Genomic DNA, 24,084 nt, shown 5'->3' with positions numbered 1-24,084 from the left:
CGCGTGGGCCGGCGGCTCACAGCCATCGTCGATGCGAGCAGCGGCCTGTTCCGGGTGGATATCTGATGCACGGTCACGAGGTGCTGGCGTACTGGTGGTCGGCTCCCGCCGACCTGGCCCTGCTCGGCTACGGGCGCTCGCTCGCCGGGGTGACCGGGGTCCAGCGGGCGGTGTGGTGAAGGCGCGGATCGTGGAAGTGGGGCAGTCGGCCCACGGCGGCTCCAGGAAGCCGGGATACCGGTGACGGTCGCGTTCCAGGACCCGAACACCGGGCACCGGTGACCGAGCCGGGCGAGAAGCCCCGCCTGTTGGTGGACCAACTCCCGTGCGAACAGGCAGGTTCGGCGCTGTCGGCCGACGCTGGTCGCGTCGTGGCGGCCACCTGGTGTGTGCCCGGTTCCTGGAGATGCGTGGCAGGACCATCTTGCAGGACCACGGTCCGGTGCTCGACACGGTGCTCCGCATCCGGCCGGCGGACGGCACGCCCCCGCTCGCCGCCGCCCGGCGGCTGACGGTGCCGATGGACTACCTGGCGGTCCTGCACCACACCAAGGAGGTGGTCGTGTGCGTCAGCCCGAACGGCAGGTCGTACGTGGTCGACTGGCACCGCACCAGCCTCCTCGCGGGCCTCACCACGGCCAAGGTCATCGCCCAGGACGGCCGGGAGTTCCCGCTGCCGAGACGCTGCGGACCGGTCCAGAAGGCGGCTGAGGTTCGACCTGTGCCCAGACGGCCAGCCGCCCGTTCCTCGGCGCCGAGCTGAAGCACCTTGGTATCGGCGTCCCCCGGCCCCTGATGGACCACTGAGGCCGTATCACCTGGGGCTTCCCCGCCCGGAGTGCGGCTCCGTGTGGCCGGTAGGCTCCTTCGTCTGGACGGTAGCCACTTCGGCGCCGGAGTCGGAGCCGGACTGTGATGTCGGCCCGGCGGTCGTGGGCGCCCCCGTCGGCCGGTCGACGCGGCGGCGGATCCCCCGCCCCGCCGCCGTGAACACCCCGCTGAACAGCAGCGTCAGGAGCGCGATTCCGGCCAGCGCGACGATCGGGTGCCACCACGGTGTGCGCAGCCACGGCACGACGTCCCGGCCGACCACCCCGGTGTCGTTGCCGCCGGTGCCGAACAGCACGCGGCGGCCGACCGGGCAGCCGGTGAAGAAGACCGCCACCACGACGGTGAGCGCTCCCGCGGCGACCAGCGCCTTGCGCCAGTGCGCCCAGGTGCCGAGGACGAGCAGATAGGAGCCGAGGAGTGCGAGCACCGTGCCCGTCAGGCCGAGCCAGGTGACGTGTTGGATCATCGACAGGACACCGATGGTCAGCGCGGCGGCGCCGGTGAGGATGAGAGTGCGGGACCGGCCGCGGGTGAGGGCGGAGGCGCGGTAGCCGGCCAGCGTGATGGTGCGGGTCGAGGTGAGGAACGGTTTCAGCGGCGCCGGCATCCGGCGCACTTCGTAAACCCCGGCGGTGGCCACGGCGACGGCCTTGCTGACGGTGCGGGTCAGCAGCGGCTGCCCCAGCTCGCCGGCGAAGGTCTCGTCGGGCACCGGGCAGGACGCCAGCAGTGCGGCGAGGGCGGCAGGGTCCGCGCGTGTGACCGGGTCGTAGGTCTGGCGCTCCGAGGCGACCGGCTTCTGCGGCTGGGCGGTTCGCTGTGGTGACTCGCCCGGATTTCGCCGCCCGGCGGCCCGCTGTTGCTCGTTGCTCGGTTTCCTCTGTTCGGCGGCTCGCTGTTCCCACTCGATCAGTTCCCGCTGTTGCGCGGTCCAGTCGCCGCTCATCACCGCGGCGACCGCGGTCTGGGCGGCTGCCCGGGCCCGCTCGGGGCTGCCTGCGACGTCGAGCACCTGCGTGGCCCATGGGTGTGTCCGGGTGGCCGGTGTACTGAGCATCTCCCGTGCGATGACGGGCAGTTCGACCTCGGCGACGCACCGCTGCCAGCTCTGCGCGATCCACAGCGACGTCAGGGGCAGGCTGGATGGCACGCGCTCGTCCGGGTGGTCGAGGAAGCGCAGCTCGCCGCAGATCGCCTCCTTGGTGAGCCGGGTGACGGTTCCGTCCGGGGCTTCGTCGATGGGTTGGTCCGGGTCCTCGCCGTCGGAGAAGAGGATGCGCAACTGTTCGTAGAACGCTTCGGCCCGACTCTTCCCTCCCTCTGCGTCCGGTACGACGGTGAGAACGCGCCGCGGGTCCAGCAGCAGGTGAACCAGCCAGCCGGCGCCGTCCAGCCGGCCCCAGGTCCAGTCGTTCGCCCGCCATGACGACTTGTAGAACGCCCCGAAATGGTGCAGCTGCAGCCCGGTCAGCTTCTTCGCGGCGGTCGGCCGGCGGGGTGCGAGCGCGCACCGCGTGTCGGCGCTGACCTGCACCAGTTCGACCGGCTGTTCGACCTCGGTGCCCACGGACAGCACGGAACGGGTGGCCACGTGCAGTTCAAAGAGCGCGAGCGCGACGCCGTCGCGCTCATCGGGAAGGAATCCGAAGTAGGTGCCCAGTTCCGCGGCCGCCCGCTGACGTCTTCCCTGGGCCGTGGTGGCCACCGGCGGCGCGACCGCCGCCTGCTGGGCGCTCTGCCGCGGGACCAGCTCTCGCAGCAGGATCACGGCGGCCGCGAGCCTGGACCACGCGCCCTTGAGGGAGAGATCCTCCCCGTCGCCGTCCTGCGGTGCAGGGGCCGGCCGGCCGCGCTGGTCCCAGTACGCCCGCGCGGCGTCGCCCGCCACGTCCCCAAGGGCCGAGCCGCGCGCCTGCCCCTCGTTCATCGCACGCTCGACGAGTTCCTCGACGTCCGGCCGCTTGTCCGGTACGAACGCCCGGTGCACCCGGCGTACGACCTTCGCCAGCTCCGTACGTTGCTCGGGGCAGCACACGAACGCCTCCCGGAGCATCGCCAGCACGGTCGCCTTCGCACCGTCGAACGGAGCCACCCCGAAGTCGGCCAGCCGCCCGTACAGCACGTCGCCTCGATCGTCCGCCTCCGGAAAGGTCCACTGCGCCGTGACCGCGTTCACCGCGGCGTCCCGGCAGACCTCCTCCGCGCCGCCGCCCGGAGCCATCGCGGCCAGCCACGCCTGAGCCAGCGCCTTGGCCGGCCGGGTGGTCAGGGCGCGCATCAGCGCGGTGTTCACCGGCCGGGCCAGCCAGGTGCCCTCCCGGATCCGGAAGTCCTCGTACATCTGCGGGGTCAGGAGCCGGCCCACGGCAGCATCCGCCACCTCGTCCTCGCCGAGCCGCTCCCGGCACTCGGCCAGTGCCCGCGCCGCCATACGCCCTCGGGCGCCGAGCTCGGCCATACGGCGGCGGGTGTCCCGGATCGCGTCCATGCGGTCGTTGTGGTCGCGCAGTTCGCTCAGCTCGGCGCTGATGGACTGGCTGAGCGCGGCACCGAGGTCCTTCATCAGGGCCTCGCCCAGGGTCCACGGTTCCTTGAAGGACTCCTGCGGTGGTGCCGTACGGGGGTCGGGCGCGGCGCCGGCCGAGGGGACGACGTACAGGAGGACGCGCCGCACCTGACGCTCCGCCGGCCGGTCGAAGATGGCCCGCAGCAGCGGTCTGATCGGCCGATTCGCCAGCAGACCGCCGTCGGCGGCCCAATGCGAGCGGGTGATGTTGGTGTACTTCCTCATCGCAGGGCGCGCGGGAACGTCGCGGGTCCCGTCGACCGGGGTGTCGTACGGCAGGAACGACGGCTCGAACGCCGCCGGATAGGAGGCGCTGCTGCGGGCTGCCAGCGCCACGGCCTGCTCGCCGGACTCGTTGCCCAGGACGCGCTCGTCGAAGACGAACAGGCCCCGGTGGTCCTCGTCCTGGACCTGGGTGCCGTAGGAGTCGGTGAACCGTCCCGTCTCTCCGGTGAGCAGCGTGGTGGTGATGAAGACCTGCGTACCGTGGGTGACGTCGTCGGCGACGGTGCCGCGCGACGGCTTCCCGGGCGGTGAGGCCAGGCCCAACTCCTTGATTCCGTTGAGCAGTTCGCGGAACAGTACGCCGTCGCCCTGGAGGAGCGAAGGCGGTTGTTTCTGCGCGGGGTCGCGCAGCAGCGTCTCGAAGGCACCGGACTTCAGCCAGAAGTCGCGCAGTGGCCCGAGGTCCCACGACCTGGCCCTGGCCAGGCCCAGCAGCGCGGCGTTGATGCCGCCCGCGCTGGTGCCGGACAGCACGTCGATGGAGACGGTGGTGTCCAGCAGTTCCAGCAGACGCAGATACAGGGCCTTGGCCCGCTCGTCGCCGCCGGCGGTGTCGTCCGGCTCGGGCAGGGGATCGTCCTCCTGGAGGGCGTTACGCCACCAGGCCGCCTGCTGGAGCAGGTTCAGCTCGCGGGCCACGCCGCCCATCCAGATCGCCAGGCTTACGCCGCCGGTCATCGCCGTGGCGATCCGCAGTTCCTGGGTAGTGGGTCCGAGCTTTGTCGTATTGCCCATGTTCAAGGGTTCTCCCGGGCGGAGCGCCGCGGAAGGACCCGGAAGCGTTTATCACCCGATCGTGGCCCTCCGCTTCCTGCGTGTGACGTGCCGATGCTCTGGCGCGGGTGGTCCACCGGTGGTTGGCGTTGTACGCGGCGCAGCCCTCCCCGGACCGTCCCGACGGCGCGATCATCGCCATCACCGCTCCGCACTGCTGGGCCGGCGAACCGCCCGTGGCGAGCCTGCATCCTGGCCAAATCAGAGCAGGCCTGCAGCGTTGGGGCCGACACCTACGGGCTGTTTCTTGGCAACGAGGTCTACCTGCTGGCGTGCCCGGCCCACTGCGATCCGGCGGCGTTCTGGCCAGCGAATCAGAACTGAGTCCTCGGCAGCATCACCGGCCTGTGGGGCTGTCGCCGGATGTGATCGCTGAACTCATCGCTGAGGTCGGGCCGTTGTGGCTCGACCGGCATCGGGATCGGCTCGTGGCTCGGCCGCGAAGGCGGGCTGTGGGGGCAGGGGCGAAGCACAAGTTCGTCTTCGTCGACCGGCTGTCGGCCACGCTGGTGAATCTGCGTCATGGCACCACTCGCGACGCACCGCGCCGCCCGCCTCCGACACCTCGTTCACATCCTGGACGGAGGTCGTAACCCTCCTGAGTCGACCGCTATTCAACCAGTCGGTTGACAACTTCGCGGGTCCGGACGTAGCGTTATTCAACCGATCAGTTGAATATGTGAGGTGCGAGATGGCCGACGACCGGCTGTCCCGAGTGTTCTCCGCTCTGGCCGACCCGACTCGGCGCGACATCGTGGCCAGGCTGGCCGTCGGGGATGCCACGGTCAATGAGCTGGCCGCGCCGTACGACGTGACGGTGCAGGCCGTGTCCAAGCACATCAGGGTTCTGGAAGACGCCGGTCTGATCAGTCGCAGCAGGGACGCCCAGCGGCGGCCCTGCCACCTTGAGGGCGAGGTCTTCGACCTGATGACGCAATGGATCGAACGTTACCGGCGCGAAGCGGAGGACCGTTTCCGCCGGCTCGATGCCGTCCTCGAGCACATGAAGGAGCAACCGGGGACGGGCACCCCGACGAAGGAGGCGGCATCATGAGCGGCGCGGAGACCAATCGCCGGGACGAGACGCACATCGTGGCCGACCCTGCTCTGCCCACGATCCTCATCACCCGGGAGTTCGGTGCTTCGCCTGAGCTCGTGTTCCGGGCGTACACCGATCCTGACCTGGTCATTCAGTGGCTCGGCCCGCGTCGGCTCACCATGCGGATCGACGAGTACGACGCGCACACCGGTGGGTCGTACCGCTACGTACATCGCGAGGACGACGGTACGGAGTACGGCTTCCGCGGCGTGTTCCACGAGGTACGTCTCAACGAGCGCCTCGTGCAGACCTTCGCCTACGACGGCTTCCCGGACGGCGTCAGCCTGGAGACAACCACCTTCGAGGACCTCGGCGGTCGCACCCGGGTCACCACCAAATCCCTCATGGACTCCATCGAAGCCCGCGACTCGATGATCAAGAGCGGCATGCAACGCGGCGTCCGGGAAGGCTACGAGCTGCTTGACGAGCTGCTCAGCGGCCGTCAGAGCGGCAACACCGACCAACGTACCGAGATGGAAGGCTTGAGACCATGACGAGGGCAGCCGATGAACACCGCACCGTCGCAGGGGTATTCACGGACCGCGTGCGCGGAGTGCGTCCCGGGGCATGGGACAACCCAGCGCCGTGCGAGGGGTGGGTCGCCCGGGATGTGGTGCGTCACCTTGTCGAGTGGTTCCCGGACTTCCTGAAGGCCGGCGCCGGAGTCGAACTGCCGAAAGGGCCGTCGGTGGACGACGACCCGGTGGCGGCCTGGACGGTGCACAGCGACGGGGTGCAGGCCCTCCTCGACGATCCGGCCACGGCGCAGAGGATGCTGTCGAACCCGCACATCGGAGAGGTCGCGCTGGACCAGGCGGTCGACCGGTTCTACACCGCCGACGTCTTCATGCACACCTGGGACCTGGCGCGGTCCACCGGCCAGGAGGAGCGCCTCGACCCCGACAGGTGCGCCCAGTTGCTCGACGGGATGCTGCCGCTGGACGACGTGCTCCGCAAGAGCGGGCAGTACGGTCCACGGGTCGAGGTACCCGAAAGCGCCGACGTACAGACTCGCTTGCTTGCCTTCATCGGCCGCAAGCCTTGAACGTGTCCTGCCTTCCAGCGCGGGTCCGCGCCGGTCATTCGTAGGATCGGAGGGGCCCAGTGGCTCTGGGCCTGACGGAGACCTTGTCGCCGTGTGATGGCTCAGCGATCCACCGGGCTGGAGTGGTCGCCGGGGACGCTGAACCCCACCGGGTCACCGAGAGCGTCGCGCACGCGGCGAACAGGGCGGTGACGGTCGCCGGGAGGTTCGGTCAGGTCGCCCGGGGCGCCGGTCACCTGGGGGAGACGTGACCGGCGCCGCTATGGGAGGCGCGGCTGCCGGGGACGGCGGCGCGTGCCAGAGGTGACCTCACGATCCTGGACCGGGCGCGATTACGGCGGCGGACTCCTCCACGGTGGCCGGCGGCGATGAGGACGACGTGGCGCTCAACACCGGCCAGGCGCACGCTCGTTACTCCGCGAGCCGGTTGCGGCTGCGGAGACTTCGAGCCGTCCGCCCGAGGCCGGCCGGTAGCGTGCTCGCCACGGCACTTTCGGCCCAGATCGTCGCCTCCCTCGCGCGCGCCCTGCGGCTGACCACCACGGGTGTGAGCACCTCTATCGCTTGGCTGGGCCCCCGAACGACGACTCGATCCCCGATCGCATCCCGCCGGGCGTTTGCCGCGTACTGGGCTCAGCCGCGGCCGCACGGCGCATCGCAGAGCCCAGTCAGGCGCCGCCGCCCTCGGCGACCACCATGATGCGGCGGAGCATGTCTGCCAGTTGCCTGCGCTCGCCCTTCGAGAGGGTCCCCAGCAGGCGGTACTCCTCGTCGCCCAGCACATCCATCGCACCGAGCCAGGTCGCGCGGCCCAGCTCGGTCAGCTCCACATCGACCCGGCGGCGGTCGGACTTCGACGGTGTACGCCGGACGAAGCCGCGCCGCTCCAGGGTGTCCAGGCGGCCGGTGACCGAGGCCGGAGCCAGGTCGAGGTCGGCGGCGAGGTCGGAGGGCGTCGCGTCGCCGCCGCGGCCGGCCAGCTTGTGGAGGGTGTCGAACTCCTGGCGATCCAGGTCGAAGTCGGCCAGGGACTTCTCGCGCACCCTGCGCAGATGGACCGAGAGCCTCTTCATGCGGGTGACCGCGCCCTCGATGTCCGGGTCGAGATCGGGCAGTACGGCCTGCCAGAGCTCGACGTGTTCGTCGGTCCAGTCTTGGGGCTCCATGCCCTGCAGCATACGGCGATGTACTTCGGTACAAGATATTTCGTTGACGAATAGTTCGGTACCAAATTACATTGGCGGGCATGCCGCATCCCTTGCGCAACTATTCCTTCCGCCTGCTGTTCATCGGCCGCTCCCTGTCCCTCGTGGGCGACGCCGTCGTGCCGGTCGCTCTCGCCTTCGCCGTCCTCGGCGTCACCGGCTCGGCGTCTGCCATGGCGCTCGTCCTCGGCTGTGCGATGGTGCCGAAGCTCCTGCTCCTGCCGGTCGGCGGCGTCGTGGGCGACCGGTTCAACTCACGAACCGTGGCGCTCACCACGGACCTTGTGCGGTGCGCGGCCCAGCTGTTCGTCGGTTACGAACTCCTCTCCGACAACGCACAGTTGTGGCACATCGCCGTCGCCGAGGCGATCGGCGGCGCGGCCTCCGCCTTTGCGATGCCGACGCTTCCGGCACTGATCACGGGCACGGTGGAGCCGTCAGAACTGCTGAAGGCGAACGCGCTGCTCGGCGTGGTCAGCAGCAGCTCCCGCGTCGGCGGGCCCGCCCTCGCCGGCGTCCTGACGCTCGCGGCAAGCCCCGGCTGGGCCTTCGTGCTGGACGGCGCGTCCTTCGCCGTCAGCGCGGCGATGCTTGCCGTGATCCGCGTACGGCACGTGCCGATCCCACGCCGCAAAATGCTGGCCGATCTGGCCGAGGGCTGGCACGAGGTCCGCAGCCGTGACTGGTACTGGACGAGCCTGATCGGCCATGCGGCCTGGAACGGTGCCGCGGCGGTCCTGATGACCCTGGGACCGGGCCTCGCCGACGAGGAGTTGGGCGGGAAGGCCGTATGGGCCGTGATGCTTCAGGTGGGAGCGATCGGCCTGCTGGGCGGCTCACTGATGGCCGGGCGGGCCAGGCCCAAGCGGCCGATTCTGCTGGCCAACCTGGGGCTGGCGACGTATGTACTGCCGCTCGGCCTGCTGGCGGCAGGCGCCGCTGCGCCGCTGGTGCTTGGCTCGTACGGCGTTGCGATGGCCGGGCTCGGCTTCCTCGGCCCGGTCTGGGAGACGTCGGTCCAGGCGGCGATTCCGGCTGTCGCACTGGCCCGGGTCACGTCGTACGACTGGCTGCTTTCACTTGCGGCGATGCCGCTGGGCTATGTGCTGGCGCCATTGGCGGCCGGTGCGTGGGGGGCTTCGGTGCCGCTGTGGATTGCGGCGGGGTTGGTGGGGACGGCCTGCGTGGGCACGGCATTCGTGCCGGGCGTACGAAGCTTCGGCATGCAGCCGGCGCAGGCACAGCCGGTGGGGGCGTAGCCGCCTGCGGCGGCTTCCCCCACCCCGCCCCTTCCCGGCTGTGACACTTTGCGGCTCCGCCGCCGGGGCGGATCTGGGCCTTCCATGCCGAAGGCCCAGCACCGTGGATGGGACCACATTGAATCCTCCCCTCCCTGAAGGGAAGGGGATTCCTGGCTCAGGCAGCCATCCGGGGCGGCGCCCCAGGTGGTCTTATGCCCTCAGCACCAGCCGGGTTGAGACCAGCCCGGACGAGCATTACGCGTGCGGAGTTCTTGTCGCGTGGGCTCACCGTTCCGCATGCGGTGCAGGTGTGGGTGCGCTCTCCCAGCGGCTGGGGGTCCCCCCACGCCCTTAAGGCAGTGGGGGAGCGTGCTTGGCTCTCGCTCCGCAGTGCGCGCAGTCCATCGTGGTGTGCGCGGGATGTACCAGGTGCACGCGGCGTGCGTGCTTGCGGCCCATCTCGATCAGGGCCTGTTTGGTGGCGCCGATGGCGGCGTCGGCGGCCTTCTTGGCCATGGTGGTCTTGGCAAGGAACTTCGGTTTGAAGTCCTCGACGGCCAGGGCATCGTGGTCGCGGACGACGGACTTGGCCCACTTGCGGGCCGTGTCCTGGCGCTGCAGAGCGACCTTCTGGTGCGCCTTGGCCCGAAGTTTCTTCGCTGTGCGGTAGCCCTTCGACCCGGTCTTCCCCTTCTTCGGTTTGCGGCGGGCCATCATCCGGTCGTACCGGGTCAGCTTCTCTTTGGCCTTCTGCCCGTGCCGGGCGTGTGCGAGGTCATGGGCGTCGCTGGTGGTGGTCGCGGTCTCCTTCACACCCCAGTCGATGCCGATCACGCGGCCGGTCTCGGGGAGCGGCTCCACCTCGGCGGGGACGACGAAGCTGGCGTACCAGTGCCCAAGGCTGTCCTGGTATACGCGCACCGATGACGGGTCGGCCGGAAGGTCTCGCGACCACACCACCGTCAAGGCGATGCCGCCCGCCAGGTGCAGCTTGCCGTCCTTGAGACGGAAGCCACGCCGGGTGTAGTTCAGCGTTGGCAACGTCTCGCGCTTCTTCTTCCACTGCGGCATCCCCGCCCGGCGGTGCTGCGGAACCCGGTCACAGATGTCCTTCTGCGCCTTCGCCTTCGACTTGCCGAAATCCCGGATGAGCTGCTGCTGCGGAACACTGGAGCCCTCACGCACCCACGGCGTGCGCGCACGGGCGTCGGTCAGCATCTTGTCGAGCTGCGCCGGGCCGCAGGTGCGCTTGTCGGTGCCCTCGGGACGGTTCTTGTTCCAGGCATGCACCTGCTTCGACTTGGCCACGCACTCGTTCCACACCCAGCGGCACCGGTCCCACTCCGCCGCCAGCAGCGTGCGGGCGGTGGACCGCACGCGAAGCCGGAAGGTGTACCGGGCATGCCCCGCTCCGTCGGCCCCTGCTACTTCCGCCACACCCTCACCCCCCGTCCAAGTTCCGGCCGCCCAAGCCCTGCCGGACGACCATACGTGCGAGATCCGTACATCCGCGCCCATCTCCCGCCGCGATCACCCCCATCGGCGAACACAGGCACACGCGTTCGCCTACACCCAGCTCCGCCGGGCAAGCCGCAGCGGCGCTCCGCGCCCGGGAAGCAGGATGCGGCGACGCTCCGCGTCGCTGTCACTGGATGCGATTCCTCCCCGGCGTGAACGCCGGGGCCTCCTCGCAAGGGACCAGGTGAGTAGGTAGGCGGAACCGTCTCTGGCGTCTGCGTGGTCCAGGCCGGGAGCGTTTGGCCTGTTCAGGTCCTTGTGGTGCAGCTGCGTCGACCCTGTTGGTGACACGTATGCGACCGCTGTGACTGATGTGGACCCCTGTCGGCTCGTTCCGGCGGGGGTGGGGCTTCCCCCTGAGTCGTGGACACCGTTTGCTATGCGGCAGTGGTCAGCGTAGTTGTTCGCTGTTCGTCATCCAGCGGCTGAGTGGGGACGTTCCAGCGGACGGCGGGGACGTGGACGGTAGCGAGCTTGTTGGAGTGGGCCCAACGGATGAAGTGCCCGGCCGTCTGGCGGTGGGTGGCGGAGTCGTCGGTGAGCCACCGGTCGAGGTCGGCCTGTCGACAGGTCTCCAGGGTGAGGTCGTGGGCCGTCAGCCAGTTCAGGAAGGTGACGGCCGCGTGGGTGCGTTGACGTGCGGACATGAGCTGCTGCGCGGTGAGTGGGCGGCCGTTGTTGCGTCGGCGAAGCCGCCGGACCAGGTGCCAGATCGTGTACCGGTCGCCGGGGTCGGCGGCGTAGGCGGGCACGCTCTCGATGAGCGGTGAGGCCACGCCCGCAGTGGTGCCGGGTGAGTTCCGGGTGGTGCGGGCTTGAGCGGTCTGGTGTTCGGTGGCGGTCATGGGGCGGATCCGGGGCGTGAGGGGTCGAGGGGCTGTCGGGCATGGAATCGGGTGCGCATTTCCATGAAAGGGACAAGTTATTGAGAATTGAGACAGGGGTGTGACCTTTCAACTCAGGGGGATCAGGGGCAGGTTGGGGGTTCGACCTGGTACTGCTGTGGCCACGCCTCGAAGCGGCGCGACCGCTGCGCCAAAACCACTTGAGGCGTCCTGCCTGCGCTGACAAGGTGGCGCCTTGTGCCTGCAGCAGATGTGTCAGAGAGCAGAGACCGTGAACCATCTGTCGGGGATGAGGCGTTGCGGGTAGCCAGTACCGGCCCCGCGTCCGGGCGGCCGCTCCGCTCCGCTGCCTTCCGGTGGTTTCTGGGCGGGCAGTCGATTTCCATGGCCGGCAGCGCCATGTCGCCCGTCGCTCTGGCCTTCGGTGTCCTGGAGGCCACCGACAGTGCGGCCTGGCTGTCCGCAGTCACCACTGCGGCCCTGGTCCCGATGGTCGCGGCTCTACTGCTCGGCGGAGGTGTCGCGGATCGCCACCGGCGCGACACCGTCCTCCGCGTTACCAGTCTGGGTGCCGGCCTCACCCAGGCCGGTGTCGCCTTCGTCCTCCTGACCCACCAGCACCCGGTGTTCCTGCTGCCGTTGTCCGCCCTCAACGGCGTCTTCCAGGGACTGACCAAGCCCGCGCTGCGCGGCATCGTCGCGAATCTCGCGGTAGGACGCGGCATCCAGCGGGCCAGCTCCCTGCTGGCGTCCGTCAGGAACACCACGAAGATCCTCGGTCCGACGGCGGCTGGTCTGTTGACCGCTTCCGTGGGAGGCGGCTGGGCGATCGCCGCGGACGCCGTGTCCTTCCTCTTGGCGGCCGCGTGTTTCGCCCGAATGTCGCTGCCGGACCTGCTGCCGCGTACTGCGGACGATCCGACGATGCTCGGCGCGCTGCGGGAAGGCTGGGGCTACTTCAGCTCCCAGCCGTGGATCTGGGCGGTGACGGCGGCCTTCGCCGTCAACAATGGCCTGAACATGGGGGTCTGGCAGATCCTTGGTCCGGTGATCGCCAACGACACGATCGGCGCCGAGGGCTGGGGTGTGGTGCTGAGCGCGCGCGGTGTCGGGGCGCTGCTGGCCAGCGTGGTCATGGTGAAGCTGACCGTGCGACGGCCGATGGGGCCAGCGTTGGCCTCGATGTCGCTGGCTGCCGTCCCGCTGATCCTGCTCGGCGCCGGCGCGAACACTTTCTGGTTGGCAGCGGGGTCATTCGTGGCGGGAGTGGTCGCCGAGTTCTTCACCGTCGTGTGGGAGACCGTCAACAACACCCACATCCCGGAACGGCTGCTCTCCAGGGTCGGCGCCCACGACGAGTTCTGGTCTTTCATGCCCACTCCCATCGGCCAGCTGTCCACGCCCTTCCTCGCCGTGGCTTTCGGAACCGCGACGGTCGCGGTTACCGGCGGCGGGGTAGCAGCGGCGGCGATGTTCTTGCCGTTGCTGGTGCCCTCGCTTCGGCGGATCGAGATCAATCGGAACGTTGATTGACCCCCCGGGGAAATGCCGGGCCCAGGGAAGTGGTGTGAAGGGCGTCGTACTGGGCGGCGGTGAGTGCGGGGCCGGTCGTCTGCTGTGTGGACGCCGCCTGGTGATCCTGCATGGATGCCAGGTCTTCGGTGATGGCTTGGGCGAGGTAGTGGCACCCACGTTTGAACTGGTGGAGGAGGGCGAAGCCCTGCTCGACGACGTAGCGGAGTTTGTGAAGCTTCCGCCTGTCGTTCGCGAAGTTCAGCCGTGTGGCGTGTCTGCTACCGGTTGGCCACGAGGAAGTCCTGCAGGATCTCGACGAACCGCACCGGCTGCTCCTCGGCCGGGTAATGGCCGCAGTCGTCGAGGACGACCTCCGTGACGTCGTCGGCCGCCAGCCGCATCGTCTGGGCGGCATTCGCGCCGCTCCACAGCGCGCCGCCGACGGCGAGCACCGGCAGCGTCAGCCGGGTCTTGCTGCGCTGCTCGTTCTGCGCGATCGTCTCGTCCAGCGCCCGGTAGTACGCGAAGCTCGCCCGCAGCGCGCGAGGATCCGCGGCGATGGCGTCGACGTAGACGTCGACGGCGTACGCGGGGATCGCGGTCCGCGTGGCGGCCTTGGTGGCGAACTGCCAGCCGAAGAAGAGCCGCTCCCGTCCCCGGACCAGTTCCTCGTTGAGGTCGGTGAGCCGGTTGAAGCCGAACTGCCAGAGCTTCAGGTTGACCGCGGCCGGGCCGAAGAACGGCGGGGACGGCGTGAGGCCGGGGATCACTGCTTCGAGGATGGCGAGCCGGCCCACCCGCTCGGGGTGATCGGCGGCGAGGGCGTATCCGGTCCACGTACCGATGTCGTGGCCGACCACGTCGAACCGGTCGTGCCCGAGCGCGGCCATCAACGCGACCAGATCGGCGGCCAGTGTGCCGGAGTCGTACCCGTCGTCGGGCTTGTCGGAGAGCCCGGCACCGCGCGAGTCGACGGCGACGACGGTGTGCTCACGGGCGAGCGCGGGCATCACCTCCCGCCAGGCGTACCAGGTCTGGGGCCACCCGCCGACCAGCAGCAGCGCCGGGCCGTCCCCACCGGTGACCGCGTGCAGCCGCAGTCCGTTCACCTCCACGAGCCGGCTGGTGAAGACGTCAAGGAATCCGTCAGGCAGTCGCAGCGAACTCAAGCTCGTCATGCCGTCGACCCTACCCATCTTTGAACGATCGGTACAGGATGTGTAGGGTGACGGACCATGGCAGGCCGCAAGCAGTTCGACGTGGACGAGGCGCTACGACGCGCGATGCACGTCTTCTGGCGCTGGGGTTATTCGGAGGCCTCGATCGATCGCCTGGCCGAGGGCACGGGCCTGGGCCGGGGCTCGCTCTACGGCACCTTCGGCGACAAGAGCGCCCTCTTCCGCAAGAGCCTCCAACGGTACGCGCAGACTTACCACCCGCTGTACGAGCAGGCACTGTCCGGCCCCCACCCGAGCCCGAGCGCCGTTGTGGCCGCCTTCCTGCAGGTCGCCCTGAACCGTATCGCCGACCCGACGGTCCCGGATGGCTGCCTGCTCACGGTGTCGGCAACGCAGTTCCCGGCGCTTGACGCGGAGGGCCGGGCGATGGTCCGCGCCGTGATCGACGGTTTGCGGGCGAGGCTGGAGCAGGCGTTGCTGGCGGCGGGGGCCGGTGAGCAGGAGGCGGCAGAGCTGGCGTTGTGCACGCTGGCGACGAACAAATCTCTGGCGGTGCTGAGCCGCGCCGGCTTCTCGGGCGAAGACCTGGCAACCGTCGCGGCAGCCGCCGCAAAGAATGCCGAGGCTCCGCCGAATCGACCGGCCGAACCGTCGGGGCCGCGATAGGCGGGAACGACTCCGTCGCCAATGCATCTGCAGAGACTGCCCTTCCCGTCGCAGATCAGATGGTGTTTGCTGCCAGTCTTCCGCCGGTCGACCGGCGACGGACCGGTCCCGTCTCCCCATTTTTGGCGCGGACGTGGGAGCTGTCCACGCACGCGCGGGTCCCTTCGAGTTCGCCGGCCGCGTTCAGCTCCGCGAGCAGGATGCGGTGCAACCGGTCGAAGACGCCTGCCTGCCGCCAGCGGTCCAAGCGTCGCCAGCAGGTCTGCCCGAGCCGAACCCCAGCTCCAGGGGCAGGAGCTGCCAGGCGATGTCCTGGTGCAGGACATACAGAATGCCCTGCAGACACACCCACCCGAGCGATCAGACCGTCACAACAGTCACGCCCGGCCAGGACCGTTCAACAAGATCGTGTTACGAGCTCATAAGTCCGTACGCGGTGGCGCATGAAGAACTCGTACGCAGCTGGGAGGTTCTGAAGATGCGGGTGGCCCGCCAGCGACACTGGCGGGCCACCCGCATCTTCAGAACCTCTCGAGCCGGAGACTTGCCACCCCTCATATCCACTCCACCGCGGCGCTCTCCTCGCGGGGCAGCGCGGCGTTGACTTCTGTACCGAGCCGGCTGAACCATTCACGCTGATCATCAGTCGTCTTCCACCTGGTCAAACAGCGACAGTCAGACCCCCGCTCATAGGGGCTGTGACTCGCCGGTGACAAGAAAGGGGCCCCGCAGGACAATCGGCAGGGACTCTTCTTGTGACTGGTCAAGAGGGGCTGCAGCATCCTTCGTGGGCTCCGTCGTACTCGGGCTCGCCGCTGTCGAGTACCTGAAGCCGAGACGTGGTAACGGGCACGGTGGCCGTGGCGTACTGCTGTGACGGGCTGTGCTTGGCGTTGCGTCCGATCCCTTCCTGATGACGCATCATGTGGAGTGCGTCGCGATCCTTGAACCTGTCGAAAAGGGCCGCTGACCTGCAGGTTTCTCGTTGTGCATTGTGTGCGTTACGGGCGATATCTTGACGCTGAAATGACGCTCGATCTGATGCGCCGTAAGGCATTTTTGACGGGCCGTCAGTCATGGAAGAAGCCGCTCGCGCCATCCGTTCTCACTAGAGGATGCGAGCGGCTCCTTGGCGTCCGGTGAAGTCGGCTTGGTGGAGGCGTCTTTGGTCTCGTTGGTCGGCTGACCGAGTCGCTAGGGTGTTGCGCTAAGTGGTTGGCGCTGGAAGTCCTTCGGGGGTTGATCAGGCGACCAGGGCGACGGAGGATTCTTGGTGTCGGTCGGTGAGTGTGTGCCGGTCGAGACGGGCCAGCAGATCGTCCAGGTCGGAGGTGGTGAACTTCCACTGGAACGGCTGTGCCGTGGCGTTGTAGCGGTCTTCGAACCTTCGGAGCCGGTCCCTGACCTGGTCGAGGTCGGTGAAGTCGTTGGGTGTCACGACCTTGCTGCATGACGGAGAAGAAGATCTCCACTTGGTTCAGCCAGGAGGCGTGGACCGGGGTGTGGACCAGGACGGCGTTGGGGAACCGGGCGGCCAGGCGGTCGATGGAGGTCTTGCCGCGGTGGGAGGAGCCGCTGTCGACGATCCAGAAGACGCGTTTTGCGCCCGCGTAGGGCTCCTGTGCCATGACCTGTTCGACCAGGGCCATGAACGGCACGATGCCGGTGGTGGCCTCGCAACGGCCGAAGGCTTTTGCCTGATGGACGTCGTAGGCGGCCAGGTAGGCCAGGGCCCCGCCGCGTCCGTACTCGTGGTTGACACGCATCGCCCTGGCCTGTCCGGGGGCCAGGGTCGGGTCGTCGCTGGAGATCACGTACTCGTCCGCGCCGAGGGGTTCGCCTTCGTAGGTGCGGGCGTACAGGTCAAGGACGCGTTGGGCCTTGGCGCGGAAGTCCGGGTCCCGGATGAAGATCCAGGACCGGTACTGCCAGGGTCTGATGGCGTCCTGTCGCAACCAGCGGCGCACGGTGGACGCCGAGGTGCTGTCGGTGACGCCGCGGGCGGTCAGCTCGGCGGCCAGTTCCGGGCACGACCAGCGCGCCAACGGCACCCCGGTCTCGGCCGGGAGCTGGCAGGCCAGGGCCTTGGCCTCGGCGACCTGTACGGGGGTGAAGCGGGCCGGCCGCCCGCTGCGCTTGCGGTCGGCCAGGGCTGGCAGGCCGCCCTCGGCAAACTGGCCCCGCCAGGTGCGCACCGTGTCCACGTTTACCTCCGTCTCGACGGCGATACTTGCGTTGGACCTGCCCCGAGCCGCCAAGAGCACGATCCGCGCCGGTAATCGGGCCTGGTGCGGAGTCTTGTGCCCCCAGGCGGCCTTCTTCAGCAGGTGCCGCTCTGTGGCAGTCAGGACTATCGGACGCGCGGAGGTAACAGGCAAGGCAGGCAAGCCGATCGGCAGAAGTGGCTGTCTGGGTTCGTCAGAAGGCTTCAGGTACGCCTGGACGAAGGGGCCGTTGCCGAACGAACTGCCTCGCGGATATCCATGGGGGTCGTTCAAGCACTCTGGGGCACGTGACACGGTCCGGGAGGCGCGAGCGGTGAGTGGACTTCGACCGCCCACCCCTCTGGTAGCTCGCTGCAGTCGATCGCGGCAGGGACGCCGGATTACAGTGGACTTTGCAGTCCATTTTGAGGAGGCGGGTCATGCGCGGGGAGCTGACGACGAAGGGGAAGGCGACGCGGAGCCGGATCGTCGAGGGGGCTGCGGCGGTGCTGCGGGAGAAGGGTGTCGGTTCGGCGACGTTGGACGACATCATGGCGCGGACTAGCACCAGCAAGAGTCAGCTGTTCCACTACTTCCCGGCCGGCAAGGACGAACTGCTTGTCGCGGTTGCCCAGTTCGAGGCAGATCAAGTCCTGGACGACCAGCAGCCGTACCTGGGCTGTCTGGACTCGTGGGAAGCCTGGGAGCAGTGGCGGGATGTGGTGATCAAGCGCTATGAGGCCCAAGGGGACGAGTGCCCGCTCGGGTCGCTGTTTCTGCAGATCGGGCGCTCGACCCCCGGCGCGCGAGCGATCGTGATCGAGTTGATGCGCCGCTGGCAGGAGAGCTTGGCGGTGGGCATCCGCTCACTACAGGCCGCTGGCCAGCTTCCCGCAGCACTCGATGTCGATACCAGGGCTGCCGCGCTGCTCGCCGCGATTCAAGGGGGCGTGTCCATCCTGCTGTCGACGGGTCAGTCCACCCACCTGCGCGCCGCTCTCAGCCAAGGGATCACGGACCTGCGCCGCGCGGGCAGCGCAGTGCCGTGACCCGGCGCCAGAACGCTTCACACATCAGCCTCGCCCAGGGCGATAGCGCGTGTCAGCCGGCGATGACAGCAACGGCTGTGCGGCCGCCGTCGACGTCAAGCACGATGCCGTGAACGAAAGCCGACTCGTCACTGGCCAGGTAGACGGCGGCGTTCGCGATGGCATCGGGGGTTCCCATCCGGCCTGCGGGGGTGCCCTTCATCATGGCCTCGCCGGGGTGGATCTCGCCGGGGGTGGGCGTCTGCACGACGCCCGGCGAGATCGCGTTCACCCGGACGCCCTGCGGTCCGAACTCCGCTGCCCAGGCCCGGGTCAGGGTTTCCACGGCTCCCTTGGTGGAACTGTAGAGGGCGCCGATCGGAATGCCCAAGCGGGCGATCCAGGAGCCCAGGTTGATGATCGCTCCGCTGCCGGCCTCCGCCATGGCGGGTGCGACGGCCGCGGTGAGAAAGAACGGGGCCTTCACGTTGACCGCGTAGACCTGGTCGAAGGTCTTCTCATCAGTGGCTGCTGTGGCGTCTCCGGGATAGATGCCCGCGTTGTTGACCAAGACGTCGATGCCACCGCCGAGGACCCGCGTCGCCTCCCGGGCCAGTGCGTGCGAAGCCGCGGCGCTACCGTCCAGGGCGGCCTGTACGAAGTCGGCGCGGCCGCCTCGGGTGCGGATGCCGTCGACGACCTCCTTGCCGCGTCCGGCGCTGCGGCCCGAGACGACGACGTGCGCCCCCTCCGCGGCGAACGCCTCCGCGATGGCCCGTCCGATGTTGCTGGTTGCTCCGGTCACCAGGGCAGTCTTGCCCTCAAGGCGCATCGACATGGTCCACTCCGTTGCTTCGATCTCCGCTAAAAACCGCACGGCCGAACCACACGGCGCGTTCGGCCGGTCGGGGCCCTGGAAAGCCAGGGCGGAGTGCCACTGTGCGACGAAAAAATTGGACCTGCAAGTCCAAAATGTGTGATGTTCCGGCGCTGTGAAATGATCCAGCCCCAACATCCGGCCGACGAAAACACCCGCGACCGGCTCCGAAGTCAACCCCCGAAAGACTTCCGGAACCGCACACTAAGGGCTTGCAGATCATTAACACGTCGTCTTGATCTTGTTGTGGGGCTCGCTGGTTTGGGCGAGGACCCGAGACTGGAGGGCCGCGAGGGCGACGGGTGGCGTCGTCGCGGGCGGGATGACGATGCCGTGTGCCTCGAGCAGTTTCCTGTTCTTCAGGAGGGTGCGGTGCATCGCGGTGCGGCTGCTGCCGAAGAGCACGGCGAGAGGTTCCGCGGCCAGGGCGACCCGCAGATGGAGCACGGTGGCCAGGATCTGTTCGGGGAAGGCAAGCCGGGGCGGACGGCCGCGCCGGGCATCGCCGTCGAGAGCCAAAGTCCTTGTGAGGACGTCCAGTTGGCGCCGGGACATGCCGGTCAGGGCGGGATCGGACAGCAGGGCCTGGTCCCACTGCGGGGCCGGCTCCTGCGGAGACCGGGCCGCCGGGACGGCAGGGCAGGGCTGCGGGTGCAGGGCATAGTTCCAGTCGCCATGGAAAGCGTGCCGGGTCAGCGGCAGTGCCGCCATCTCCGCGTCACCGATACGGACGCCGGTGGGATAGGTGTTGGTGTCGAGCCCGGCCGTCACCCGTAGTCCGGTGCGGGTGGTGGTCGCGGCGATGGACTGGACGATGACTTCGTGGCTGGTCAGCGGTCGGCCGCGCCAGTTCATGGTGATGTGCGAGAAGAGCCGGTGCTCGATCTTGTTCCACTTCGATGTGCCGGGCGGCAAATGACACACCGTGATGGTCAGTCCCGTTTCGGCGGCGAGTCGGGCCAGTTCGAGTTTCCAGGCCCGGGTGCGGTAGCCGTTGGAGCCACCCGCGTCAGCGGTGATCAGCAGTCGTGCCGCCTGCGGGTAGGCGGGCTGGCCCTGACCGCGCCACCAGCGGCGGATCGACTCGACCGCGAACGCGGCGGTGTCGTGATCGGTGCCGACGTTGACCCAGCCGGTGTCCGCCGCCAGATCGTAGATGCCGTAGGGGACGGCCTTGCCCAGCTGCGGGTCGGCGAAGTCATGCACGTTCACCGGCGCCGGCTCACCCGTCGGCCGCCACTGGCGGCCGTTGTTCTTGAACTCGCCGACGAGCTCTTTCTTCTTGGTGTCCACGCTGATGACCGGCTGGCCGGTGTCCCGGTGCCCGCGGGCCTGCTCGTTGAGGTAGCGGAACTGGGCATCCCGGTCCGGGTGTTGGCTGCCCTCGATCGTCTTGGCGTTGGCCTGCAGACTGAAGCCTTCCTCCCGCAGCAGGCCGGCGACGGTGTCGGCACTGACGCGGTGCCCGGCCCGCGTCAGCTCCTGCGCAAGCGTGCGCGTGGACTTCACCGTCCACCGCAGCGGCGACATCGGGTCACCCCGCACATCCGGCTCAACCAGCGCCAACAGTGCAGGTCGCAGCCCCGGATTCAGATCCGCGACCCGTTTGCGGCCCCCGCCCAGACGCCTCACCCGCCCCAGAGGCTCCTCACCAGCCTCGAGTTCGAACACGCCCTTGCGGACCGTCGTCTCGCTGACCGCAGCGGCCTGTGCGACGGCTCGGACACCGCCGTGCCCAAGCCCCCGGGCCTCCGCAGCCATCAACAGCCGTCGCTGCCGCTCGTCCAGATGTGGGAGCAACACCGCGAACTTCACGGCGAGTTGATCACGAGTCTCATCCGGGATGCACATACCACACCAACGAGCTTCAGGACGGGAAGCAACACCTTGATTCCCTTCAAGCCCTTAGGCTGAAGGCTGACCACCGAGGTAGTTCCACCAGGCCAATACCAGACTGCGGATGAAAGCCTCGCCCTCGGCCAGGTTCATCGTCCGTTTCGGAAGCCCGGTCCCGGTAGCTCTCGCATGACGCGCCTCGCTGCCACTCACATCAGGTCGATTAGCTGATGCCGTAAACGCAGACAGATCACCACTGGACACCCACTGCGTCGCCTTGAGCGGTTTATCGCCCCCTACGTTGCCACGCACAATCTCATAGACCTTGTAGAGATCGATCCAGGTTAGTGAAACGCTTGACCTGCCCAGGATTTCTAGAGTCTCGGCCACATCGACGTGGCTCGGCGCCAACTGCATGTACGGCGGTCCTTCTGGCGGTGGTGGGGGCGGGGGTTGAGATGGTGGCGACTGTCCATCACCCACCGACAGAAATACGCCGTACGCCTTGGACCGAACCACTGCAGTGTCAGCCTGCACAATATGGTGACGCCGCCCGTTACCTGTGCCGTCATCCTCCACGAAGGTGCCGGGCAGACTGACGGGCCGAAAGCTGCTGTCCAGGACACGTGCCACACCTGTCACTCGCTGGAGAAGGTGAGTAGCTGCCTCGAACAACCGCCCACCGTCGTCCATTAGGCCGTCCAACTCAGCCGAGTTCAGGTAGTAGCCGTCCTCCTCTTTGCTAACTTTCGGGTCGCCCTCGCGGAAGATTTCCACCAAGGCATCCAAATCGAAGGTATGGCCCTCCAGCTTTGCCTTTGTCGCCATGCCGCCTCCTTTCCCACGATCTATTTTGCGCTGACCACTACAGCTTGTCGATGCACTCTCGTAGCAGGGCGTTGAGGTAAGCCCCGAAGGGCAACAGGTCGTGCATAGCGATGACGTCCTTGCTAGGGCGGATCCGCCGGTGGAGTACATCATCCGCCTGGTTCTTGAATTCCAGCAACCGGGCCATGTACTTCTTGTCGGTCCGGGTCCACTTGTAGTTGCTGACCGCCGACTCAAAGGAGTTGGCCCCAAGGATCGGCGGGACATGGTCGATGACTGCCCGTACTAGTGCATGGCAGGCATAGACGTGATCTTCCGCGTAGCAGTCGTTCAGCTCGCGCAGCAACTGCAACAGCTTGTCGAGACTCCAGGTGGCCTGACCCTGCTTCTGCTCCAGTTCTTCAACGAGGCCAGCGTTGACGTAGACCGGAACTGTGACGGCAGGAGTAGCCGTTGGTGCCAGGTCCTCCGACGCGCCGATGATGATGTTCTGTGCGTATTGAGCCCCGGAATGGGTTGCCTCGAATAGAAGGCGCTCCTCAAGCAGGATTTCAGTGACCTGTGAAACATATTCACTGAGGTTGCTGACATTCCGATACTTGACGAGTTCTCGGTTCAGCTCAAACCGCCAGCCGTTGCTGGTGCCCCACGTCGAGTACCCGCTCCGCAATACTGGTTCGTGGCGGAAGATACCAGGCAGTGCCCCCAGGAACTCAGGCGTCGCGGCGGAGAAGTCCCTTCGGATGTCGTCCGACGTTACATATCCCTTCTCCACCTTGTCCGGTGACGGAGTCATGGCCTGCTGATACTTAATCAGGTACTGCAAGATGGTGATGAAATGCTCGCCGAAGACGCGCTCAAGTTGGGGAACATGGAGGCCAGCGGCGACCGTGAGAACCGGGCGGCTATCGTCTGCAAGCTGGTTCCGGTCGTACCACGCCAGTCCATATGAACGCTGCCCGATGAGCGGAGACCCCACGCTTGGCAACGACTTGAGAACCGACGCAGCATCCAGACCCTGGCGGTCGAGCTGAGCCTCGACGTAGTGCCAGACCGGCCACTGCCCCTTCTTGAGGTAGGGCTCAGCCATAGTGGTCATCAGGGCAAGCTGGCCGTCATCAAGCTGAGCCGTCAACGCTGACATGGTTCGTCCGATCTTGGAATCATCCGCCTGGATGGCCCCGTATCGTACGCGCCCTGAGTGGTCATCAGCCACGGCTTTCACGCTGGCCAGGCAGGCCGGATCGCCCTGGCCGCCGGAGCCCTCGCCGTACTGTTCGCCACCAGCCTCACCGCCATGCATCGCACGCTTCTGAAGAACAGGCGGTTACTCAAGGCACATGGCATCGTCATCCCGCCCGCGGCCACCCCACCGGCCGCCCTCTCCTTCCTCCAGCCCGGCTCCACGCCCAAACCAGCACACCCAACACGATCAATACGACACGTTAACGATCTACAGGCCCTTACAACGGCTAACACAATAATGAGGTGGATCGGCCCTGATCGCCGTGCCCGGAGCGGTAGTTGAGCGCTCGGCTCGGTATGGGGACGTCGCCGTGGGTCGTGTCGGATGAGCTGTGGGACCGCCTGCAGCCGCTGCTTCCGCAACGCGAGCGCAGGTTCCGGTATCCCGGCCGCAAGCCGTTGTCGGACCGGGAGGTGCTGTGCGGGATCCTGTACGTGCTGAACACCGGCATCCAGTGGGAATACCTGCCCAAGGACCTGGGCTTCTGCTCGGGCATGACGTGCTGGCGCCGCCTGCGGGACTGGAACGAGGCCAGCGTCTGGCAACGACTGCACGAGGTCCTGCTCGCCGAGCTGAACGCGGCATCGCGTCTGGACTGGTCCCGCTGTGTGGTCGACTCCTCCCACGTCAGGGCACTAAAAGGGGGCAGCACACGGGCCCATCGCCGGTCGACCGGGGACGGACCGGCTCGAAGCACCAGGTGATCACCGACGGGCACGGGACCCCGCTGGCAGTGCTGCTGACCGGCGGCAACCGCAACGACGTCACCCAGTCAGATCTGATCGAGTCTCTGGGTCAGCGCCGAGTGCCCACGAATCGCCTCGAAGGCATTGCGGGCCAGCCGATCGGGGTCTGGAAATTCCCGCGAACGGAGCCTACTCATCTGTCGGCGTCTCCAGGAATCGATGTCATTATTGCCGGTTCCCTCGGAGCCGACGACCTTGCGGAAGAGCTCCAGCGCCGAGCGTTCGAGCGTGCCAGGATCCAAAGATCGAACCGTGCCCCAGATACCGCCGACCGGCGAGTCGTCCCCGTTGGATGCCTCATCCCGGGCGTCGGCACCGAGGAACGCGACCCGCGCACCGGACGTCGGCCCGCCGAGGATCATCTGACGGCCAGACAATCCATTCTCCACGGCGTCCACCGCATGATCGGTTGGAAGGCCGCAGGCGATCAGGTCGAAGCCGGCGCCGACGACCAACGCCACTCTGATGACTGGGTCGTCCGGATCACTGCGCCTGCCCGGACCCAGCGCGTTGACCATATTGTTGCCCGACAGCGAGATCAAAAGGGCTCG

The 24,084-nt window shown here is 67.9% G+C and carries 17 protein-coding genes and 4 pseudogenes; 10 read left to right on the top strand and 11 right to left on the bottom strand.

From position 1 onward, the window contains the following. The first annotated feature begins 325 nt into the window (after positions 1-325). Complete coding sequence (locus OG975_RS01800; RefSeq protein WP_406326860.1) at positions 326-763, top strand: hypothetical protein; 438 nt, start codon at positions 326-328, stop codon at positions 761-763. A gap of 51 nt (positions 764-814) precedes the next feature. Here the strand turns inward: OG975_RS01800 and OG975_RS01795 are convergent, their stop codons facing one another. Then, positions 815-4,417 carry a patatin-like protein gene (locus tag OG975_RS01795; protein ID WP_406326859.1) on the bottom strand — a complete coding sequence of 1,201 codons (3,603 nt, stop codon included), beginning with the start codon at positions 4,415-4,417 and terminating at the stop codon, positions 815-817. A 730-nt stretch (positions 4,418-5,147) separates the two neighbouring features. Between OG975_RS01795 and OG975_RS01790 the strand changes: the two genes are divergently transcribed. The 3 genes from OG975_RS01790 to OG975_RS01780 are packed head-to-tail and all read left to right on the top strand — an operon-like array spanning position 5,148 to position 6,600. Then, positions 5,148-5,510 carry an ArsR/SmtB family transcription factor gene (locus tag OG975_RS01790; RefSeq protein ID WP_406326858.1) on the top strand — a complete coding sequence of 121 codons (363 nt, stop codon included), beginning with the start codon at positions 5,148-5,150 and terminating at the stop codon, positions 5,508-5,510. Continuing rightward, positions 5,507-6,049, top strand: a complete 543-nt coding sequence (locus OG975_RS01785) for an SRPBCC family protein (protein ID WP_406326857.1) — start codon at positions 5,507-5,509, stop codon at positions 6,047-6,049. The genes OG975_RS01790 and OG975_RS01785 overlap by 4 nt, the downstream gene beginning before the upstream one ends. Then, positions 6,046-6,600, top strand: coding sequence for a TIGR03086 family metal-binding protein (locus OG975_RS01780; protein ID WP_406326856.1), 555 nt, complete (start codon positions 6,046-6,048; stop codon positions 6,598-6,600). Before OG975_RS01785 ends, OG975_RS01780 begins: the two co-directional genes overlap by 4 nt. 668 nt (positions 6,601-7,268) lie before the next feature. Here the strand turns inward: OG975_RS01780 and OG975_RS01775 are convergent. Next, positions 7,269-7,766, bottom strand: coding sequence for a MarR family winged helix-turn-helix transcriptional regulator (locus OG975_RS01775; protein WP_406326855.1), 498 nt, complete (start codon positions 7,764-7,766; stop codon positions 7,269-7,271). 80 nt (positions 7,767-7,846) lie between these two features. Here OG975_RS01775 and OG975_RS01770 point away from each other — a divergent pair, with 80 nt between their 5' ends. Beyond that, positions 7,847-9,064 (top strand): MFS transporter, encoded by a 1,218-nt coding sequence (locus tag OG975_RS01770; protein ID WP_406326854.1) that lies wholly within the window; start codon positions 7,847-7,849, stop codon positions 9,062-9,064. Between the two features lie 157 nt (positions 9,065-9,221). Here the strand turns inward: OG975_RS01770 and OG975_RS01765 are convergent. Continuing rightward, a pseudogene (locus OG975_RS01765) lies at positions 9,222-10,483 on the bottom strand (RNA-guided endonuclease InsQ/TnpB family protein). A 458-nt stretch (positions 10,484-10,941) separates the two neighbouring features. Further along, positions 10,942-11,409, bottom strand: a complete 468-nt coding sequence (locus tag OG975_RS01760; protein WP_406326853.1) for a hypothetical protein — start codon at positions 11,407-11,409, stop codon at positions 10,942-10,944. Between the two features lie 237 nt (positions 11,410-11,646). On the opposite strand from OG975_RS01760, the gene OG975_RS01755 reads away from it, so the two are divergent. After that, the gene (locus OG975_RS01755; protein WP_406326851.1) at positions 11,647-12,942 is read left to right on the top strand and encodes an MFS transporter; all 1,296 of its coding nucleotides are present in this window, start codon (positions 11,647-11,649) and stop codon (positions 12,940-12,942) included. A gap of 260 nt (positions 12,943-13,202) precedes the next feature. On the opposite strand, the gene OG975_RS01750 is transcribed toward OG975_RS01755, so the two are convergent. Further along, the gene (locus OG975_RS01750; protein ID WP_406326849.1) at positions 13,203-14,102 is read right to left on the bottom strand and encodes an alpha/beta fold hydrolase; all 900 of its coding nucleotides are present in this window, start codon (positions 14,100-14,102) and stop codon (positions 13,203-13,205) included. A gap of 57 nt (positions 14,103-14,159) precedes the next feature. Here OG975_RS01750 and OG975_RS01745 point away from each other — a divergent pair, with 57 nt between their 5' ends. Then, a complete protein-coding gene (locus OG975_RS01745; protein ID WP_406326847.1) occupies positions 14,160-14,768 on the top strand; it encodes a TetR/AcrR family transcriptional regulator in 609 nt (202 codons plus the stop codon). A gap of 37 nt (positions 14,769-14,805) precedes the next feature. Here OG975_RS01745 and OG975_RS01740 read toward each other — a convergent pair. Both OG975_RS01740 and OG975_RS01735 read right to left on the bottom strand, forming a co-directional pair. Continuing rightward, a pseudogene (locus OG975_RS01740) lies at positions 14,806-15,110 on the bottom strand (transposase); the annotation flags it as partial. 728 nt (positions 15,111-15,838) lie between these two features. After that, a complete protein-coding gene (locus OG975_RS01735) occupies positions 15,839-17,032 on the bottom strand; it encodes an IS630 family transposase (RefSeq protein WP_406336114.1) in 1,194 nt (397 codons plus the stop codon). A gap of 380 nt (positions 17,033-17,412) precedes the next feature. On the opposite strand from OG975_RS01735, the gene OG975_RS01730 reads away from it, so the two are divergent. Further along, the gene (locus OG975_RS01730; RefSeq protein ID WP_406326845.1) at positions 17,413-18,021 is read left to right on the top strand and encodes a TetR/AcrR family transcriptional regulator; all 609 of its coding nucleotides are present in this window, start codon (positions 17,413-17,415) and stop codon (positions 18,019-18,021) included. Between the two features lie 52 nt (positions 18,022-18,073). On the opposite strand, the gene OG975_RS01725 is transcribed toward OG975_RS01730, so the two are convergent. The 4 genes from OG975_RS01725 to OG975_RS01710 all read right to left on the bottom strand — a co-directional run bounded on the left by OG975_RS01725 (position 18,074) and on the right by OG975_RS01710 (position 22,844). Further along, positions 18,074-18,838, bottom strand: coding sequence for an SDR family NAD(P)-dependent oxidoreductase (locus OG975_RS01725; protein ID WP_406326844.1), 765 nt, complete (start codon positions 18,836-18,838; stop codon positions 18,074-18,076). A 261-nt stretch (positions 18,839-19,099) separates the two neighbouring features. Further along, the gene (locus OG975_RS01720) at positions 19,100-20,728 is read right to left on the bottom strand and encodes an ISAzo13 family transposase (protein ID WP_406326842.1); all 1,629 of its coding nucleotides are present in this window, start codon (positions 20,726-20,728) and stop codon (positions 19,100-19,102) included. Positions 20,729-20,782: 54 nt separating this feature from the next. Next, on the bottom strand, positions 20,783-21,541 hold the full coding sequence (locus OG975_RS01715; protein ID WP_406326840.1) for a hypothetical protein: 759 nt from the start codon (positions 21,539-21,541) through the stop codon (positions 20,783-20,785). Between the two features lie 37 nt (positions 21,542-21,578). Next, complete coding sequence (locus tag OG975_RS01710) at positions 21,579-22,844, bottom strand: hypothetical protein (RefSeq protein ID WP_406336783.1); 1,266 nt, start codon at positions 22,842-22,844, stop codon at positions 21,579-21,581. On the opposite strand from OG975_RS01710, the pseudogene OG975_RS01705 reads away from it, so the two are divergent. Then, positions 22,782-22,990: pseudogene (locus tag OG975_RS01705) on the top strand (ISAzo13 family transposase); the annotation flags it as partial. The gene OG975_RS01710 and the pseudogene OG975_RS01705 sit on opposite strands and share 63 nt — an antisense overlap. A 93-nt stretch (positions 22,991-23,083) precedes the next feature. Continuing rightward, positions 23,084-23,694: pseudogene (locus tag OG975_RS01700) on the top strand (IS5 family transposase); the annotation flags it as partial. Between the last annotated feature and the right edge of the window lie 390 nt (positions 23,695-24,084).

Origin of the sequence: Streptomyces sp. NBC_00203, from assembly GCF_045206325.1 — a bacterium.
GTDB classification, from domain to species: Bacteria; Actinomycetota; Actinomycetes; order Streptomycetales; family Streptomycetaceae; genus Streptomyces; species Streptomyces lutosisoli.
This window is presented reverse-complemented; position numbering and strand designations above follow the sequence as displayed.

What these genes read in the sequence shown, in the direction of transcription:
- OG975_RS01795 (WP_406326859.1), bottom strand. Translation starts at nt 4,417, where the DNA reads ATGGGCAATACGACAAAGCTCGGACCCACTACCCAGGAACTGCGGATC.
- OG975_RS01790 (WP_406326858.1), top strand. Translation starts at nt 5,148, where the DNA reads ATGGCCGACGACCGGCTGTCCCGAGTGTTCTCCGCTCTGGCCGACCCG.
- OG975_RS01785 (WP_406326857.1), top strand. Translation starts at nt 5,507, where the DNA reads ATGAGCGGCGCGGAGACCAATCGCCGGGACGAGACGCACATCGTGGCC.
- OG975_RS01780 (WP_406326856.1), top strand. Translation starts at nt 6,046, where the DNA reads ATGACGAGGGCAGCCGATGAACACCGCACCGTCGCAGGGGTATTCACG.
- OG975_RS01775 (WP_406326855.1), bottom strand. Translation starts at nt 7,766, where the DNA reads ATGGAGCCCCAAGACTGGACCGACGAACACGTCGAGCTCTGGCAGGCC.
- OG975_RS01770 (WP_406326854.1), top strand. Translation starts at nt 7,847, where the DNA reads ATGCCGCATCCCTTGCGCAACTATTCCTTCCGCCTGCTGTTCATCGGC.
- OG975_RS01760 (WP_406326853.1), bottom strand. Translation starts at nt 11,409, where the DNA reads ATGACCGCCACCGAACACCAGACCGCTCAAGCCCGCACCACCCGGAAC.
- OG975_RS01750 (WP_406326849.1), bottom strand. Translation starts at nt 14,102, where the DNA reads ATGACGAGCTTGAGTTCGCTGCGACTGCCTGACGGATTCCTTGACGTC.
- OG975_RS01745 (WP_406326847.1), top strand. Translation starts at nt 14,160, where the DNA reads ATGGCAGGCCGCAAGCAGTTCGACGTGGACGAGGCGCTACGACGCGCG.
- OG975_RS01730 (WP_406326845.1), top strand. Translation starts at nt 17,413, where the DNA reads ATGCGCGGGGAGCTGACGACGAAGGGGAAGGCGACGCGGAGCCGGATC.
- OG975_RS01725 (WP_406326844.1), bottom strand. Translation starts at nt 18,838, where the DNA reads ATGTCGATGCGCCTTGAGGGCAAGACTGCCCTGGTGACCGGAGCAACC.
- OG975_RS01720 (WP_406326842.1), bottom strand. Translation starts at nt 20,728, where the DNA reads ATGTGCATCCCGGATGAGACTCGTGATCAACTCGCCGTGAAGTTCGCG.
- OG975_RS01715 (WP_406326840.1), bottom strand. Translation starts at nt 21,541, where the DNA reads ATGGCGACAAAGGCAAAGCTGGAGGGCCATACCTTCGATTTGGATGCC.
- OG975_RS01710 (WP_406336783.1), bottom strand. Translation starts at nt 22,844, where the DNA reads ATGCATGGCGGTGAGGCTGGTGGCGAACAGTACGGCGAGGGCTCCGGC.